The sequence below is a fragment of the Paraburkholderia caffeinilytica genome (assembly GCF_051027425.1).
In the GTDB taxonomy this organism is placed as follows: Bacteria; Pseudomonadota; Gammaproteobacteria; order Burkholderiales; family Burkholderiaceae; genus Paraburkholderia; species Paraburkholderia caffeinilytica_A.
Genome location: NZ_CP186552.1, coordinates 703,000 through 720,436, shown reverse-complemented (window position 1 = coordinate 720,436; position 17,437 = coordinate 703,000). Strand labels below are relative to the sequence as shown.

The window sequence follows — 17,437 nt, the reverse complement described above, 5'->3', positions numbered from 1 at the left end:
CGTGCATATCAACGCGCTGGAGCCGAGAAATGAACGGCCTCGCATGGACGATGCTGGTGCTAGCCGCGATGGTCGGCGCGTTTCTCTTCGCCACGCTCGGCGCGATTCTGGTCGCACTGTTGCTGGCTTCCGTCTCCGAGCGCCTCACCCGGGACGATGAGCACCATCACGACTATTAGCGCCTTCTGGAACGCCTCACGATCACCCGCGCCCCACCGGCGCACGCCCTGCAGGAGATGACATGCTGACCGAGATCGATTTCCTGGACGTGGTGCGTCTGACGCCGCTGGTTGCGATCGATCTGATCGTCAGCGACGCCGAGGGCCGCGTGTTGATCGGCCATCGTCGCAATCGCCCTGCTCGCGGCACGTGGTTCGTTCCCGGCGGGCGCATTCATAAAGACGAATCGCTCGACGCCGCGTTCACACGCATTGCCGACGCCGAATTGGGTATCGCGAAGCTGGCGCGTTCTGCCGCACGCTTCGAAGGCGTATTCGAGCATCACTACAAAGACAACTTCGCCGCCGAGCCTGACGTGTCGACGCACTACATCGTGCTCGCCTATGCGCTGCAGTTCACCAGCACTATCTCAGTCGGGCGGTTCGACCAGCACAGCGAATATCTCTGGCTTACGCCGTCGGCGCTGCTCGCGCGCGCCGATGTTCACGAGAACACCAAGGCTTACTTCCGCTAGCGTTGGCGTTGGCGTTGGCGTTGGCGGCAAGGCTACCGCTAGCGTCAACAACACCAGCGCCTGCATAGCCCATTGCCGACGCGCAAAAGTAACGCCTACTGTGAGTTCGCCAACGCGGCGACCCACGCCGGTACAGTATGATCGAGCTCACCGTCAGGGTTCGAATCAACATGCGATCATCGGCAGCCAGGCTCGTTCGCGATTCATCCATTGCCTTTCTGGCGCTGCTTTTCTTCGCTTTCCTTCCCGGTTCGGCGCGAGCGGCGAATTGCGGCGCCGGCACGCTGGTCACGGTTGTCGCCCACCTCGATGACGATCTGCTCTTCGTAGATCCTGCCATCAACGAACGGCTCGACGCCGGCTGGTGCATCACCACCGTGCACCTGATCGGCGGCGCCAACGGGGCGGATTTCGCTTATGTGCAGACTCGCGAGCGGGCCTCGCGGCTCGCTTATGCGCGCATGGCAGGGGCGCCTGACGAATGGATCGAAACGAATCTCCCGATCGCCGGCAAGCTCGTGCATCAGATGGTGCTGAAGGCAAAGCCGCAAGTCCGTCTGCTCGAACTCAGGCTGCCTGGCGGCGCCGTGCGCGGCGGCCGCGTACCGCTCGGCCTCCTGTGGGAACAGCACGCCACGCTCTCCACCTATCCGATGAACGCCGACGGCTCGGTGCGCGTGCAATACGATCGGGCCTCCTTGTCGGCTACGCTCAAAGCGATACTTACCGACGCCTCGGAGATCTACACGCTCAATCCGGACACCGTGCCGTTTCTCGAGCATCCCGATCACATCTACGCCGCGCGCATCACGCGCCACGTCGCCCAAACGCTGAGCAAAAGCGTGCCGATCGAATACCACATCACCTATCCGACCGGCGACTGGCCCGCCAACGTTCCGGCGGCAGAAGTCCAGCGCAAGCGCGATATCGTCGCCAGCTATTTTTCCGTCGACGGCAACGAGTCTTCGCATGTATTCGGTGAGTTTCAGTGGGACGGAAATTGGGTCGCGCGCCGTTATGCATTTGCCGATCGCAGCGATCACCGGATCGCGGATTTCATGGCGCATCCCATTCAGCTATTCAATGCGGCGACGAGCAGTTGTCTGACTGCCGCGGGCAGCGGCCAGACGCCGACACTCGCCGCGTGCACAGGCTCCTCCGCGCAGCAATGGCGCTGGGACCCGCTGACCGTCTATCCGGGCAACACGCGCAACGCCGCGCTTGTCAGCGTCGCGACTTCGCAATGCATCGCCGAACGCGACGGCTATCTGAGCGCCGAGACCTGCGATCAATGGGACATGGCGCAGCGCTGGACGCCGTGGGACTTCGGCATCGTGTATACGCCGCAGCGGCACTGCCTCGGCGAAAACGACGGCAAGCTCACCATGCGCGGCTGCACGCAGCTCACCACACGCTACCGTTGGTCGACTACGCAACACACTCAGGCAACCGATCTTCGGCTCGCTACTGCCATGGTCGGCGACATCGACGGCACGGGTGAGCCAACTGCGGTCGACGTGCAGCGACAACACGATGGACCCGGATTCAACGTGTATGCGGCATCACTCGTGAAAGCGTCGCGCCCCGCGCTTTGGTACGCCAGCGTCGTCCCATTCGATCCCCGCGCTACGGCGCCGAGTTGCGCAAATGACAAACTGTGCTTCGATAGCGCACGCTTCCTGCTCGGCGATTTCGACGGCGACGGCAAAGCGGACCTGATGGCAATCACCGCACGTCGCGGCGGCACGGCGTTCTGGTTGCTTCGCAGTACAGGCGATCACTTCGAACCGCCGCGTCTCTGGCTCCAGACCGGCAGTGCGCTCAAGCCGGAGTTGACGCAACAATATGTGGCAGCGGACTTTAGCGGAACGGGACGTGCCGGCGTGCTGATCGCGCAGAAGCGAACCGATAGCGGCCTCGACCTCTGGATAGCGTCTTCCGCAGGCTCATCTGGCTCGGCGCCGACGCTCACGCTCATGGCGCAGGCAAAAACCCTACCGCATAACGCAAATCTGCTGCCGGTCCAGGCGCCAGGATCACGCGCGTCACTGATCGCGGTGAATGGCGCCGACGGTCGGCTCGCGCTCACGCAAATCGCCAACGACGGCACACGCATGAGCATTGGCGAACGCAAGTTATTGCCGGCGAGTTTCCTGGCCGATTTCGTCAAGGTAACGATAGGAGCCGTGCGCGGCCAGGCGAACAATACGCTGATTCTTTTGACACCGCACCTCGACGGAACGAACGAGGACGCGGCCATCGACATTGCCACGCTCGACGCAACAGGCACGGCGAGCGTACCTGTCCACGCGGCGACATTGCATGGCATGTCGTGGTCGGATGTTTTCCCTGCGTTCGTGCGTGACGTGCGTGACAAGCGCAATGCCGGGCTCGTGCTTTATCGAAGAACCGATGCGACGCTCGGCGATTTCTATTTCACCGGCGGCGCACCGGCGCTGACACGCTATCCGGTAGGCGACAATTTCGCCTTGGGTCCCGCTCAGGACCTCGGCGAGTTGCCCGGACTGTTCTCGGAGACAGTGCGAATCGACCGATTGGCGCAGTAGCGCGAGCCGGTCGATCCGACGAAATTCATACTGAGACTTGCATTGGCCGGACGAACTGCCGTGCAATCGTCATATAGCGATCCGCCGTGTCATGCAGCGTGTATCCCGCGAGCTGCCGGTTCGCACGCGGCATGTCGAGCGCACCGAGCAACGCACGGCCATAGGCCTCAGGATCAGCCGTATCGACGAGATTGACGCCGGCAAAGCCGCTGGCAAAGCCGAACGACGGAATCCGGCTCGCCACGACCGGAATACCTGAGGCGAGCGCCTCCAGAAAACCAATGCTCTGCGCTTCGAATCGCGAAGGCATCGCAAAGACGCGCGAGGCGCGAAGGATCGCAGCGACATCCGAGCGTGGCCCGCATACCGTCACGCGGCTGTCCAACCCAAGCTGATGAACGAGCGACAGCACCGCCTGATGATAGGCAACGTCTTCCACAACGCCACACAGCAGCAGGCGCGCCTCGGGCTCGCTTTGCACGACACGCTCGAACGCACGAACCGTGTCCAGCTGGCTTTTCCCTTCTATATAGCGGCCCAACTGAACAATCTGTTTGGCAGGCACGCCGACATCCGCTGCCGACGTGCCGTCGTCTTCCGAGAACAGCGACGCGTCCACGCCATTCGGGATCACCACCATAGCCGGGTGTTTGCCGATCTCTCGCAGGTAGTCGTCGATATTCTGCTGCGATACGCCGATGATCGCTCTCGCCCGCCTGGACAGCAGACGCTCCGCCTGCTTGAGCGCACCGTTCTCGAAGTCGTTGACACCGGAGTGCATCACCCAGGCGATCGGCGTATGCACAGGTAGAAGACGCACATAGAGTGCCGCGAGTGTGGCATGAGCCACGATGAAATCGGGACGGAACTGACGGATCACGCGATACAGATGCAGCAGTTTGCCCACCCTGCCGTAATGGACGCTCGGGAACCGACAGGTGACGCCTGCGGCCTGAAGCTCGGCACGAATGTCGACGAAATCGTCCTGCTGTGGAAGCAGCGACGTAATGCAAACCTCATGGCCCCCGCGCTGGTGATGAATCGCGAGCCCCTTTACAAGTACCTCAGCCCCGGATAGTCGCGGTGCGTGAACCAACTGAAGAATTCTCACGATTTATCTCTCTGGACAACCGCCTTTTTTGCGCAGCGGATCAACCTTCCGACCAGCAAGTACCGGCGCCAAAAAACCTCGGCGCCTCGTCATCGTCTATCTGTCGCGCCCTTTTCGCCGGGCACGGCCTCGTCTCCATAAATCAGCGACAGGTCCGCCGCGAAGTCGCCATCGCGTGGAAACCTTACACCGAAGGCCCAGCACTTTTCCGCCATCTCCAAGTTTCCTTCGGCTATGCAATGAGCGCTATCGCCCATTACGCTGCGGTTTACATCGATTTATATAGTTAGGCATCCATTTCAAATCTTTTCGACCCCACTTCTGCCTGGCGGATAAAAACTGGTCTGGCCATACGTATGGTTTTGTGTGATCAATGCAATTAGTACTGCGTTATTGTTCATACGTAACGACTCGTTACTTCTTTTAAACATACTAATGCGTATGGTGACTGTCGATTCTTCCCATTTGAGCCTGCTTTACTTACAGAACAGCAAATAGTTCATTGGCTTGCGCCATGAATTCACGTACTGCGATGTGAACCGCGTTGTTCCCCGAACCCTTTTGTTGTTTTCGTCGTACGTTCCCCAGTCGTTCGATTCCGCCAACCCACCAGTACGAGCGGCACGAATTCGCATGACATGAATTTCTCTGCAGAGAAATGCGTTTGGGGCCGACAACCCGGGAAGGCATCACCCTCGCGCAACGAACCCGTTGTGCACACAGGACGGCCGGCGCCGACGTTTCAACTATCGGCCGGCTTGCAATTGAACCCGGATGTTCGTTCCGCCTCCGGACGCGCTTTGCGCGAAGAGGTGGACGAACGTTCAGCTAACGCATTGGTTACAGATTGATGAAATCGCAACTACTCGTACTCTCGACACTTTCTCTGGCACTAGCAGCTTGCGGCGGCGGTGGTGGTGGTAGCGGCGGCAGCAGCGCAGCAACCCAGGCCAACGGAACCGCCAGTTCGCCCAGCTCGACCGCGGCGGGAAACAGCAGCACCGGCGGCACCGCCACGGTGAACGGCGCGGGCAACACGGTCGCCACACTCAACTGTGCTTCGCCGGCCGTCTCGGCGGGCTCCGGCAGCGCCACCATTTCCGCCGACACACCCAGCTCGGACGGCACACGTATCTTCGCCGCCGGCAGCGCTTTCCAGCTCGCCTTTAGCACCAACGTGCCGAACGCCGACACGCTGAACTGGGCCGTCACGGATACCTTCGGCAGAGTGGCGGCGAGCGGCAGCACGGCCGTGCCGAGTGGTTCGAAGACCATCACGCTCAACTGCACCTCGACGCTCGCCGGCTATTTCGCCGCAACGGGCACGCTCGCGCAGAACGGTGGCCAGTTGCCGCAAGCCGGCACGCGCCCGGTCGGCATCGCGACCTTCGGCGTCACGCCGAACCTGTCGGCGGTCATTCCCACGGTCACCTACGCGCATCAGGAGCAGCACCGCTTCGGCATGCAGGGCGCGAACGACAACGGTCCGCTGCTTGCGGATCTGGGCATCTCGTCGACGATCGACGACCGCCAGCTTTCGACGATGGAACCGAACGCAGCGAACACGTTCAACCCCTCCGCCAACAATCTCGATCCGTTCTACAAGAGCGGCAACGTGATGCGCCTGATCCGTCTCGACGGCATTCCGGCCTGGGCGAGCAGCACCGGTGCGCTCCAGGACGACACGAGCGTGCCGACCAACCTTACGTACTACCAGAACTACATGAGCCGCGTCGGCACGGAATCGAATGCGATTCGCACCGCGTACTTCCCGACCCAGTCGGCGAATTACTATCAGGTGACGTGGGAGCCTAACGAGTTCTGGACCGACACCGACGCCAACTTCATCGCGCTGTATCAGTCCGTCTATCAAGGCATCCACTCGACTGATCCGAACGCGGTGGTGATGGGCCCGACCGATGCGTTCCCGAGCCTGACCACGACGCGTCTGAAGCGCCTCGCGCCGCTCGGCTTCGGCCAATATATCGACGCCGTCTCCACGCATGGTTACTACGATGCGGGCACCTCGCCGTCGCATCCGCCGGAGCGCTACGACAGCGACCCGTCAACTGCAAGCGGTTCGTTGCGCGGCCAGATGCGCGATCTGCGCGCGGAAATGGCCACCGATTACCGTACGGGCATGAAGCTGTTCTCGACGGAAGCCGGCATCAGCTACGACCTCGGCACCTCGTACGGTCCGAACTATCCGACCGCGAACGTGCTGTATGCGCAAGCCGCGGTTGCGGCGCGCATGCACATCATCACACTCGGCGAAGGCGCGGATCAGACCTACGTGTTCTACGGTGCGGACTATCCGGGCGAAGTCGGCTACGGCACCTTCTTCGATCTGAACGACGCGCAAGGTGCATTCGGCGCGACGAATATCAGCCCGAAGCCGGTCGCCATGGCGATCAGCGCGATGACGCACACGCTCGACGGCACCCATACGCTCGGACCGGTGAACGGCACGCCAACCGGCATCTATGCCTACGCATTCCAGCAGGTAGGCAACGGCGCCGTGATCACCGCGCTGTGGGCACACAACAACAGCGTGTGGGACGCGAGCGTCGGCTTCAGTTCGACCTATAGCGTGCCATATAGCCTGGCCGTGGATGCACCGGGCACGAGCGGCACTGTGAAGGTTATCGACATGATGGGCAATGTGTCGAGCGCGAACTACACCAACGGTACGCTGGTGCTTAACCTGACCGAGTCGCCGGTGTATGTGGTGTCGAACAACGCGTCGGTCGCCAAGGGTAACGCGACCGTTCCGGTGGGATATACCGGTATCTAAGCGAGACCTAACTGACGAACGCCACGTCATGCGGCAGATGTAATAACGTCAGCCGGCTTCAAGGCCGGCTGACGTTATTTTTTCAGGCACGAGTGACGGAAACTGACCGCGCACTCGCAGAGATTCAGCTTTCCCCCAGTTGCCCCTCCATGCCGCTCAGTTCCTGCTCGCGCTCCTTCGACACCTTGCCGATCGGCGGACCCGCGAAGCTCTTGCGCACGCCCGCGCCATACCAGATCGCCAGCAACACCGCGAGCAAACCGACAATCACGTACACCACCTTCTGGTTCGGCGGTTGCATACCGACATAGGCGAGCACCAGTGCGCCGAACACCGCTGCCACCGCGAACGGCTTTGACAGCATGCCTAACTGGAACGGGCCCTTTTCTTTCCACGTACGGCCTTCGGCAAAAATTCCGGCGGCAATCGGCATGGCGTATGAGATGAACAGGAACACTGCACTACCCGCGCTCAGCACCGTGAACGCATCGCCGTACAAGGTCACCACGATGGCCAGCACCGCCGAGGTCCAGATCGCAGCGGCCGGCGTGCGGTGTGCCGCATTTACTTTGCGCAGCCACTTGGAGCCAGGCAGGCCGCCGTCGCGGGCAAAGGCGAACATCATGCGCGAGGTCGATGTAACGGCTGCGAGACCGCATACGTAGTTGATGAAGAACATCAGCAATTCGATCAGGATGCGCAGCGGTCCCGGAATCGGCGCAAGAATCGCTTCGAAGAACCCGGTACCCTGCTTCACCCCCGCAGCGATATCCGGCATCACCAGCACGAATGCGCACACCATCACGTAGCCGAACGTGGTCGACCAGAACACGGAGCCGACAATGCCGCGCGGCACATTGCGCGCCGCCTGATGCGTCTCCTCCGAGGTATGCGCGGATGCGTCGAAGCCCGTGATCGTGTAAGCGGTCAGCAACAAGCCGGACAGAAATGCCATCGCGATGGTTTGCTTCGGCCACGCGCCGCCATCGACACCCGTGAAGTTAGTGAAGGTATAGAGCCGCGACAGATCGATCTTGACCGGCGAATACACCAGCAGCGAAACCACCAGCATGATCGTCACCACAAAGATCAGATAGCCCGACAGATCCGTGATCTTGCTCGTGATGCGAATACCGCGATGATTCAGAAACGCCTGCGAAGCGGTAATCACCGTCAGAAAGAGCGTCTGCTGCCACCAGCCGAGCGAATCGGGACTCACACCGAACATCGGCGCGATTAGTGTGCGAAAGAACGGATCGTAGGTGCCGTAGTTGATCGCGGCGACCACGAACACGAGCCCGAGCAGATTCAGCCAGGCGGTCAGCCAGCCCCACATTTTCCCGCCGAGAATCGAACTCCAATGATAGAGGCCGCCAGCCGTCGGATACGACGAAGCGATCTGCGCCATCGCCGCCGCAACAACCAGAGCGAACAGCGAGCCGAGTGGCCAGCCGAGTCCGATCGAGGCTCCGCCCGCCGCCGACAAACCCATCTGGAACGACGTGATGCCGCCCGACAGAATGCAGATCAACGAGAACGACACCGCGAAGTTCGAGAACGCCCCCATGCGCCGGGACAGTTCTTGCGCATAGCCCATCTTGTGCAACAGCTTGACGTCGTTGTCGGCGGAGTCCGCCGACGGCACGGCCGTGTTGATGTCCATGACACGATCCTTTGAACAGGGTTATGACGAAGCGGCTAAGCGATGCAGAGGCGTGACCGCGCGACGAAGGACCGGCTCACACAGCCGTAAAGCAGTTGTCGACGTACAGGTGCGCGCCGTTGACGAAACTGGCGTCGTCGCTGGCAAGAAAGAGCGCGGCGCGCGCGACTTCTTCCGGCGCGCACAGACGGCCCTGCTGCACCGACAGCGCCGCCTCGCTTGCGTCGAAGCCATACTTCGCGAGTGCACTGATTTCGCGGCGCCCATGCGGCGTATCGATGAAACCGGGGCACACGGCATTGCAACGAATGCCACGGTCGCGATACTCGACGGCAATCGAGCGCGCGAACATGGCGCACGCGCCCTTGGTCGTGCAGTACAGCACTTCGAGCGGCGTGGCCGCCACCGACGAAATCGACGCCGTGCACACGATCGAACCGCCGCCCGCCGCGAGCATGTGCGGCAGCACCGCGCGCGTCATCATGAACATGCTTTTCACGTTGACGTTCATGAGCCAGTCGTAGTCTTCGTCGGTGGTATCGATGAACGGCTTCACGACGATGCTGCCGGCGTGGTTGAACAGCACGTCGATGCGTCCGAAGCGCGCGATGATGTTCGCGACGGCGGCATCCACGGCTTCGCGCTTCGACACATCGGCGGCAAACAGTTCAGCCGTGCCGCCTGCCGCGCGAATTCGCGTCACGACTTCCTCGCCCGCGTCGGTATTGATATCGACCACGGCGACCTGCGCGCCTTCCTGCGCGAACAGCAGCGACGCCGCGCCGCCCGCGCCGGTTGCGCCACCCGACACGATTGCGATCTTGCCTTCCAGCCTGCCTGCCGATCTGCTCATGCGTGACTCCTGTTCTAGTGCCCAATGCATCGCATTGCGTTGGGCACAAAGTAGGGGCGGCAAAAAGCGGCGACTATCCAAAATTGGCAAAAACGTAAAAATCCCGTAAAAGTCCAGCTTGCTGACAAATGCATTACATACAGTGATTCGAGCGCGCCCGGGTACGCGCAGACGGCCTGCGCCGGAGGTGCAGCGTGGACTTTTTTTCGCATACACTGGTCGGCACGAGGCTTTCGGAGAGCGCTAACCGAATTGGGAGAAGCTATGCAGCCGGCCAATCAGACAAGCAGCGCCGTCGAGATTCACTGTTGCCGGAACATCGACGAACAGGCGATGTTGCTCGACGCGTGGAACCAGAGCTATTGCCAGATTTCGCGCGGCGCCTTCGACGGCTCGGTGAGTTCGTTTTTTGCGGGCGGCGTGCGGGTGTTGGTGGAACGCCTGAACCGCACGGTCTATCAACGCGGCCAGGTGGCGCTATCCAAGCTGGCGGTGGGCATTCCATTTCAACTCGAAGGGCATGCCCTGCTGTGCGGACAGACGAGTCATCGTGACGGTCTCCATGTGTTTTCCGGCGATGGCGGATTCGAGTTTTTATCGCCCGACAAACATGTCGTAGTGAATCTGGAGATCGAGCCGGATGCGATCGCCGATGGACTGGTGCGCTCGCAGCTTGATGGAATCAGGTCGCTGCTGGGTGCGAAGCCCGGTGTATTGAATGTCGATCCTGCGAGATTGCAGGGATTTCGCGAGGTACTGAAGCATTTGCTCGATGCGGTGGCTGCCACGCCGGCTTTGCTCGATGATGCGGGGGTGGCGGCGTCGTTTGAGAAATCCGTGATCTTTGGGCTCGCCGAGGTTTTACCGGACATGCACGATGCGGACTCGCACGGAAGTGTCGAAGCGCGTACCGCGCGGAACTGGCAACTTGTGCGGGGGGTTCGCGAGCTGGTGGAGGAGTCGCCTGATTGTCCACTTTCAGTGGCTGAGCTGTGTGCGCGGTTTCGCGCGAGTCGGCGAACTTTGCAGTATGCGTTTGAGGATACGCTTGGGGTGAATCCTTCAGCGTATATACGTGCTGTTCGGCTTGATCATGTGCGGCGTGAGTTGAGAGGTGCGGGGTCTGTTACTGAAGTCGCTACGCGGTGGGGGTTCTGGCATTTTGGGAATTTCTCCAATGAGTATCGTGGGCAGTTTGGGGAGTTGCCGTCGGAGACCTGGAGGAGGGGTAGGCCGCTTGCGCGGTGATTTTGGGGGTTGGTGGGTGTGCCTACGGCGGTGGACTTTTTCTGATTTGCTTGCCTGCTTGGCGCTTATTGTTGTGTGTTTACGGTGTTGGCTTCTCCTTGTCTGTTTGCCTACGGCGTTGGCCTTTTCTTGTTTTCTTATTGGTCTATTAGCGTTCGCCCCTGTGCGGGGCAGGCACTTACTTCTCTTTGCCGCCGCAAAGAGAAGTAAGCAAGAGAAAGCGGCTCACACCGCTAATTCTTAAGCGGGTTCCCCGCGCAGTTACGGTAGTGGTGCATCTGGAATCTGTGTTCTCGCACATTCGGCCTCAGTGACAAAGCCATCATTCTTCCGGCGGCGCTGCGCGCGCCGACGCGTACTTCAAAAACCGGCCGCTCTGTTTTTGACTCTCGCGTTTCGTCTGATGCCGTCGCTCTGCATTGAATCGCCACGGCCATTTGCGACGGCCACTTTCACTTCAACAGCACTGCAATTGAAATAGCGACGGCCACTGTAGTTGTCATATATCAGTATTTCGCCCAAAACGGAGAATCGCCAATGCGTGCGGAAACGCTTCGCCGACGCAATGACCCCACCGCACCCAAACGAAGCCCCCTGGTTTCCCAGGCATACCCGTCCGCGACGCACGCAGTGCGGAGTGGGAGCGGATGAACCCTTTGTCACTCGTGCCGAATGTGCGAGAACACGGATTCCAGATGCACCACTACCACAACTGTGCGGGGAACCCGCTTATGAGCTGGCTGTGTGAGCCGCTTTCTTTGCTTATCTTTCTTTGCGGCGGCAAAGAAAGTAAGTGCCTGCCCCGCACAGGGGCGACACTAATAGACCAATAAGAATTCAAGGAAAGGCCAAAAACCAGAAACCAAACAGCCCAGATCAAGGAAAGCCCAAAGACAAAAAACCAAAGAAACCAGACCTGGGAAAAACCAACAACAAAAACCCACCCATAAACCCCAAAACCAGCGCACACTACGACCCTACTGCTCCCTCACGGAGCGACAAACGCCTATTGGGGAGCCCATCATGGCAAAAGGTCAAATGCGCAGTAACCGCGAAGTGAAGAAACCGAAGCAGGAGAAAAAACTGAAACCGGCCACTTCACCGTCGGGCGCGCCGCCGATCCGCGTCGCACAACCTGCATCGGCGACACAGAAGAAACACTAGGCACGCACAACCGGTCGAGCCCGCCCCGCCAGGTGGGCCTCGACCATCCATAAAGCACTACCTCGAAATATCCTCCAACGCGACATCCCGCGTCTTCGGTCCCAGCGTCCCGATAGCTAGCATCACCACCACCATCGCGCCTGAAATAAACACAAACACCCCATTCACGCCAAAGCGGCTCAAACACCCCGCAATCACAAATGCGGAAAACATCGCTGAAATCCGGCTCCACGAATAAACAAATCCCACTGCCCTCGCTCGAATGCTCGTCGGAAATAGTTCGGCCTGGTATGCGTGATAGCTATACGAAATAATATTGCCCGCCAGGACGAGACACACTCCCAGACTCACCAGCAGCACCGTCTCACGCGCCTGGCTAAACAGCAACCCGCACACCACGTTGATTGCCGCCATGCAGATGATCACCGTCTTACGTTCGAAGCGGTCCGCAATCAACATCCCCAGCAACGGTCCAAGCGGTGCGGCAATCGCAATGATGCTCGCGTACATCAAACTCGTCGTGACCGTAATGCCCTGCTTGATCAGCAACGTCGGAATCCAGTTCGCGAAGCCGTAATAGCCCATCGTCTGGAACACGTGAAAAATGATCAGCATCAGCGTGCGTTTGCGATACGGCGGCACCAGCAGATCACGAAACGCCGCTCGCGCACGCATCGGTTCGGGCAACGCCGGATCCGGCAAGGGGCGTCCATATTCTCGTTCGACGCGCGCTTCAAGTCGCTTCATCACCGCGTCGGCTTCTTCGATCCGGCCTTTCTGTGCAAGCCAGCGTGGACTCTCCGGCAAACGCAGACGGATCCACCACACCACGATCGCGCCCGTTACGCCGGTCAGCACGACCAGACGCCAGCCATCGAGACCGAAGTAGCGGTGCGGCACCAGCAAATACGAAAGAAACGCGACAATCGGCACCGCGCAGAAACCGACCGCCTGCGAAAAGGCCGATGCGCGACCGCGCACATGCTTCGGCACGAGCTCGGAGATATACGTGCCGATCGTCACGATCTCCACGCCGATACCGATCCCCGCGATGAAGCGCCAGAGGTTAAGCCCAAGCGCCGTGTCCTGGAACGCCATGATGATGTTGGCCGCGGTGTACCACAGCAGCGACCATGTGAAGATCGCACGCCGCCCGAAGCGGTCGGCCAGAAAACCACATGCCGCCGTGCCGATAAACAGGCCCGCGAACAATGCCGCGATGAAACTCGCCACACCGCTGGTGCCGAACAGGCCATGCGTCGTCGCGGTGAGAATCCCGCTACGTACGAGACCCGGCGCGATGTAGCCGGAGAACATCAGGTCGTACAGTTCGAAGAACAGGCCGAGACTCAGCAGCATCACCAGTTGCCAGATCGAGCGCGTAGCGGGCAAGCGGTCGAGCCGCGCGGAAATACGTGCGCCTTCCAGCGCGATCTCTTCTGCGCGGCCAGTTGACGATGCGCCCGCGCCTGAGGGCAAACCACCCAGTGCGCCGGCATTACCGACTGCCGTCGCATACACCACATGATTCGACGATTTCATCGCCTGTCTCCTTTGTCGATCGGAGTTAGCGCTTCAGCACTTACTCCGGTCCCATGCAAACCAGTTGCCGAATTCCGGTCTGACGCCGGATGAGATTGATTGACTACGTCCAACGACGCATCGAGCGCGTGCAAGCAGAGCCGCCATGCTCAAACACGGTTGCGAAACACCTCGTAAGCCGCCCACACTCAAGCAGCTTCCCGTGGCGACTGCGCCACGCCACCACCCAACGCCACGATCTGCGCCTCGTCGTAACCAAGACCACGCAACACATCAGCAGTGTGCTCGCCGATCTTTGCGATCGGCTGGCGCGGTTGCAGGCGAACACCGTCCATCGAAATCGGCAACAAGGGCATCGCGGTTTCGCTTCCGTCATCCAGCGTCAATCGTGCAAGGCCCCCGCTCTCGTTCAGATGTGGATCGTCGAACAGGTCTTCGGGTTTCGTGATCGACGCGAACGGAATGTGGTCGCGTTCGAACAGCGGCACGAGCGCCGCGCCTTCGAAGCTGCTCAAGGTTTCACCAAGCGTCTTCAGCAACCACTCGCGCGCCAGCACGCGGTCGTTGTTGGTCGCGAGGCGCGGGTCGGCCAACAGATCGATACGGTCAAGAATCGCGCACAGCGCGCGCCACTGGCCGTCGCCGGTCGCGGCGATAAACATCTGTTCGCCGTCGGCAAGCGTGAACACGTCGTAGACAGCCCATGCGCTGATGCGTTCGGGCATCGGCGCAGCGGGCACACCGGTCGCGGCGAACTGCTGCATGTGTTGCGCGGAGAGCAACACGCAGTTTTCAAACAGCGCACTTTGTACTTCCTTGCCACGTCCGCTCGTATGCCTTTCATGCAACGCGGCAAGCACGCCGATCGCACCGAACATGCCACCCATAATGTCGTTAACCGAACTGCCCGCACGCAACGGGCGGCCCACAGGTCCAGTCATGTAGGCAAGGCCGGCCATCATCTGCACGACTTCGTCGAGCGCCAGACGGTGTTCGTAAGGACCGTTCAGAAAGCCTTTATGCGAAACATAAATCAGCTTGGGATTGCGTTCGCGCAGTGACGCATAATCGAGGCCCAGGCTCGCCATGCGGCCTGGCTTGAAGTTCTCGACGAAGACATCCGCGGTATCGACCAGCTTGTGCAGCGCGGCCAGTCCCGCTTCGCTATCGAGGTCGAGCGCGACACTCTTCTTGTTGCGATTGAAGGTACGAAAAAAACCCGCGCCGGTACCGAGCAAACGCCGCGTACCGTCGCCACGCGGCGGCTCGACCTTGATGACTTCGGCGCCGAGGTCGCCGAGAATCATCCCGCAGGTCGGCCCCATGACCATATGCGACAACTCGATCACGCGAATGCCCGCAAGCGGCAACGCATTCTGCTGCTCCACTGCGGGCGCAGGCGCAAACGAAGCAGAAGAGGCAGACGTAGAAGAAACCGGATTCATTGCAGCACCTGTGATTCGGAAGATTCAAAACGTCGAGCAGCGGCATTGAACTGCTTCGGCAAACCGGCACGCGCCAGATAACCGTATAGCGGTTCGCCGGGCAACCCGTCGGCGAGAACGTCGCGCGACGCGATGAGTCTGGTGAGATCGATGCCGGTGTCGTAACCCATGCTGTCGAGCATGAACACGAGGTCTTCGGTGTTCACGTTACCGGTTGCGCCCGGCGCATGCGGACAGCCGCCGAGGCCGGCCAGCGAAGCATCGAATTCGCGAATGCCGTGCTGCAGCGCGATCAACGTGTTGGCGAGACCGAGGCCGCGCGTGTCGTGGAAATGCAGCGAGCGCAGCTTGCTGCCCGCGACCTCTCGTACCAGTTCGATGATTTCGCCGACCTGCTGCGGCGTCGCTTCGCCAGTGGTATCGCCGAGTGCGATGACATCGGCGCCCGCCTGCAACGCGGCACGCGCAATCGCTGCGATGTCGGCATAGGGCACGACGCCTTGCAGCGTGCAGCCGAATACCGTCGACAGACCAGCGATCAATTCGACGCGCCGCGAGCTCGCGCTGGCAGCGCTATCGATCAGCCCGCGCATCGCGGCAAATGCCTCGATCATCTCGGCGGGTGTCTTGCGAACATTGGCAAGGCTGTGCGCCGTGCTCACCGAAATCGGCGCGACGATCCGATGCACGCCAGAGTCGAGCGCACGTTGCGCGCCCTTCAGGTTCGGCACCAGGGCGGTCACAACGAGATCGTCGTAGGTGAGCGCGTGGGCGATCACTTCGTCGGCATCGGCCATTTGCGGCAATAGCTTCGCCGGTACGAACGACGCGACTTCCATATGCCGCACGCCGGCGGCATAGGCGGCGTCGATCCAGCGCCGTTTGAACTCTGTGGGCATCGTGCGAGCAATGCTTTGCAGGCCGTCGCGCATGCCGACTTCGGTCACGACGACGCGCTCCTGGGTGTCACTCATGGTCTTGAATCCCGGTCTCGAATCTTGCGTGAAATGTAGAGAATGAAGCAGTCGAGTGACAGCGTGCCCGCGCTCGGCCGCGCAGCAAAGTCTGCGTTGACGATGCACTCCATCGCCGCTCGCGATGGCGGCAAAGGCATGTGGGACGGACGTGCGCCGTCGCAAGGGGGAAACCCTTAAGGGCTTTTCAGAGGGTGGCGAGAGGACGTTGTGAGAGCGGGCGGAGAACGGCGGAAAACGTCGGAGTGACCTTGAGAGTACCGCAGGAAGAACGCTGAGCAGGCGTTCAGACCGAGCGCAGCAAATGGTCGAGTAAATGCGCAGCCGTCAGCGTCAGCGCATTGCGGTCGCGCATGCAGATCACGAAGCGCCGCTCTGCCCATGCCTCCTGCAAGGGCACAGCGACGATGCCGTATTCGTCCGCAGCATGCCTGGGCAGCGCCTCGCTTGGCAGGATCGCGACGGCAAGGCCTGCCTGGATAAATCGATAGGCGGCATCGAAGGTCGATACGTAGGTCCGATAGTTGAGCTCGCTGCCTTTTTCCGTCGCAATGCGCTGCATGAGCGCGTTCACCGACGCGTTCGATGCGAGCCCGAGATGATCGAATGCCAGGGTTTGCTCAAAACCGATAGCGGCCTCACCGGCCAATGGGTGATCGCGCGGCACAATCAGCGCGAGATGATCGGAGCGATACTGCAACACATCGAGACTGCCCATCGGCACCACATCGCGGCAGATACCGAGATCGGCCACGCCCTCTTCCAGACCGCGTACGATCTCGGCACTGACGCGCTCCTCGACATCGACACGAATCTGCGGATTGGCCTTCAGAAATACCGATAGTGCCTCGGGCAAAAACTCGACCATCGACGAGACATTCGCCAGCACCCGTACATGTCCGCGTGCGCCGGCCGCATATTCGCTGAGTTCCGCCTGCAAGCGTTCGTGGCCGCGCATGATGAGTCGCGCGTGCCTGAGCAGCGCCTCGCCGGCCGCGGTCGCGCGCACGCCGCGCTGGCTGCGCGAAAGCAGCGCGACGTCAACCAGCGCTTCGAGATCCGCGAGCCGCTTGCTGACCGCGGACGGTGCGATGAACTCGCGTTCGGCCGCACGCGCGATCGTGCCTTCTTCGCAGACCGCGATAAACAGGCGCAACGTCACCTGATCGATTTGCCACATGAACGGGCATGCCCTGTGTGTTTGAAGTGGGAAAATTATGCCCGAGGAAGGTGGTGGCCGAGCCCGTCCCAGGGTATCCACGGCCGGGACGCCGGTTTGCGCCTTCGATCGCGCGCCGAGTTGCGAAGGTCGATCAGGTGCCGAACTACGTCGTTTGCTGCTACGCCAAGTTACGCCGCCCAATCCATTCACGCAGCCTTGC

General features: G+C 60.8%; 15 protein-coding genes. 7 read left to right on the top strand and 8 right to left on the bottom strand.

What is annotated here, in order from left to right; genetic code table 11:
* The first annotated feature begins 29 nt into the window (after positions 1-29).
* From ACOSV0_RS03140 to ACOSV0_RS03130, 3 genes are all read left to right on the top strand, one after another.
* A complete protein-coding gene (locus tag ACOSV0_RS03140; RefSeq protein ID WP_434108668.1) occupies positions 30-179 on the top strand; it encodes a hypothetical protein in 150 nt (49 codons plus the stop codon).
* 62 nt (positions 180-241) lie between these two features.
* Positions 242-694 carry a GDP-mannose mannosyl hydrolase gene (locus ACOSV0_RS03135; protein WP_434108667.1) on the top strand — a complete coding sequence of 151 codons (453 nt, stop codon included), beginning with the start codon at positions 242-244 and terminating at the stop codon, positions 692-694.
* Between the two features lie 170 nt (positions 695-864).
* Positions 865-3,261 (top strand): hypothetical protein, encoded by a 2,397-nt coding sequence (locus tag ACOSV0_RS03130; protein WP_434108666.1) that lies wholly within the window; start codon positions 865-867, stop codon positions 3,259-3,261.
* 25 nt (positions 3,262-3,286) lie between these two features.
* Here ACOSV0_RS03130 and ACOSV0_RS03125 read toward each other — a convergent pair whose 3' ends face one another.
* Positions 3,287-4,372 (bottom strand): glycosyltransferase family 4 protein, encoded by a 1,086-nt coding sequence (locus tag ACOSV0_RS03125; RefSeq protein ID WP_434108665.1) that lies wholly within the window; start codon positions 4,370-4,372, stop codon positions 3,287-3,289.
* Here ACOSV0_RS03125 and ACOSV0_RS03120 point away from each other — a divergent pair.
* Complete coding sequence (locus tag ACOSV0_RS03120) at positions 4,345-4,662, top strand: hypothetical protein (protein ID WP_434110381.1); 318 nt, start codon at positions 4,345-4,347, stop codon at positions 4,660-4,662. The genes ACOSV0_RS03125 and ACOSV0_RS03120 overlap by 28 nt on opposite strands.
* A 550-nt stretch (positions 4,663-5,212) precedes the next feature.
* On the opposite strand, the gene ACOSV0_RS03115 is transcribed toward ACOSV0_RS03120, so the two are convergent.
* Positions 5,213-5,647, bottom strand: coding sequence for a hypothetical protein (locus ACOSV0_RS03115; RefSeq protein ID WP_434108664.1), 435 nt, complete (start codon positions 5,645-5,647; stop codon positions 5,213-5,215).
* On the opposite strand from ACOSV0_RS03115, the gene ACOSV0_RS03110 reads away from it, so the two are divergent.
* Positions 5,625-7,166, top strand: coding sequence for a hypothetical protein (locus ACOSV0_RS03110; RefSeq protein WP_434108663.1), 1,542 nt, complete (start codon positions 5,625-5,627; stop codon positions 7,164-7,166). The two genes, ACOSV0_RS03115 and ACOSV0_RS03110, sit on opposite strands and share 23 nt — an antisense overlap.
* Positions 7,167-7,290: 124 nt before the next feature.
* Here the strand turns inward: ACOSV0_RS03110 and ACOSV0_RS03105 are convergent, their stop codons facing one another.
* Positions 7,291-8,829, bottom strand: a complete 1,539-nt coding sequence (locus ACOSV0_RS03105) for an amino acid permease (protein WP_434108662.1) — start codon at positions 8,827-8,829, stop codon at positions 7,291-7,293.
* A gap of 76 nt (positions 8,830-8,905) precedes the next feature.
* Positions 8,906-9,682 (bottom strand): SDR family NAD(P)-dependent oxidoreductase, encoded by a 777-nt coding sequence (locus tag ACOSV0_RS03100; RefSeq protein WP_434108661.1) that lies wholly within the window; start codon positions 9,680-9,682, stop codon positions 8,906-8,908.
* A gap of 264 nt (positions 9,683-9,946) precedes the next feature.
* Here ACOSV0_RS03100 and ACOSV0_RS03095 point away from each other — a divergent pair, with 264 nt between their 5' ends.
* Positions 9,947-10,930 (top strand): helix-turn-helix domain-containing protein, encoded by a 984-nt coding sequence (locus ACOSV0_RS03095; protein WP_434108660.1) that lies wholly within the window; start codon positions 9,947-9,949, stop codon positions 10,928-10,930.
* A gap of 1,023 nt (positions 10,931-11,953) precedes the next feature.
* A complete protein-coding gene (locus ACOSV0_RS03090) occupies positions 11,954-12,094 on the top strand; it encodes a hypothetical protein (protein WP_434108659.1) in 141 nt (46 codons plus the stop codon).
* A gap of 57 nt (positions 12,095-12,151) precedes the next feature.
* Here the strand turns inward: ACOSV0_RS03090 and ACOSV0_RS03085 are convergent, their stop codons facing one another.
* From ACOSV0_RS03085 to ACOSV0_RS03070, 4 genes are all read right to left on the bottom strand, one after another.
* On the bottom strand, positions 12,152-13,636 hold the full coding sequence (locus tag ACOSV0_RS03085) for an MFS transporter (protein WP_434108658.1): 1,485 nt from the start codon (positions 13,634-13,636) through the stop codon (positions 12,152-12,154).
* A gap of 188 nt (positions 13,637-13,824) precedes the next feature.
* Positions 13,825-15,081, bottom strand: a complete 1,257-nt coding sequence (locus ACOSV0_RS03080) for a CaiB/BaiF CoA transferase family protein (RefSeq protein WP_434108657.1) — start codon at positions 15,079-15,081, stop codon at positions 13,825-13,827.
* Positions 15,078-16,055, bottom strand: coding sequence for a hydroxymethylglutaryl-CoA lyase (locus tag ACOSV0_RS03075; protein ID WP_434108656.1), 978 nt, complete (start codon positions 16,053-16,055; stop codon positions 15,078-15,080). The genes ACOSV0_RS03080 and ACOSV0_RS03075 overlap by 4 nt, the downstream gene beginning before the upstream one ends.
* Before the next feature lie 286 nt (positions 16,056-16,341).
* Positions 16,342-17,235, bottom strand: a complete 894-nt coding sequence (locus ACOSV0_RS03070) for a LysR substrate-binding domain-containing protein (protein WP_434108655.1) — start codon at positions 17,233-17,235, stop codon at positions 16,342-16,344.
* Positions 17,236-17,437 lie beyond the last annotated feature (202 nt).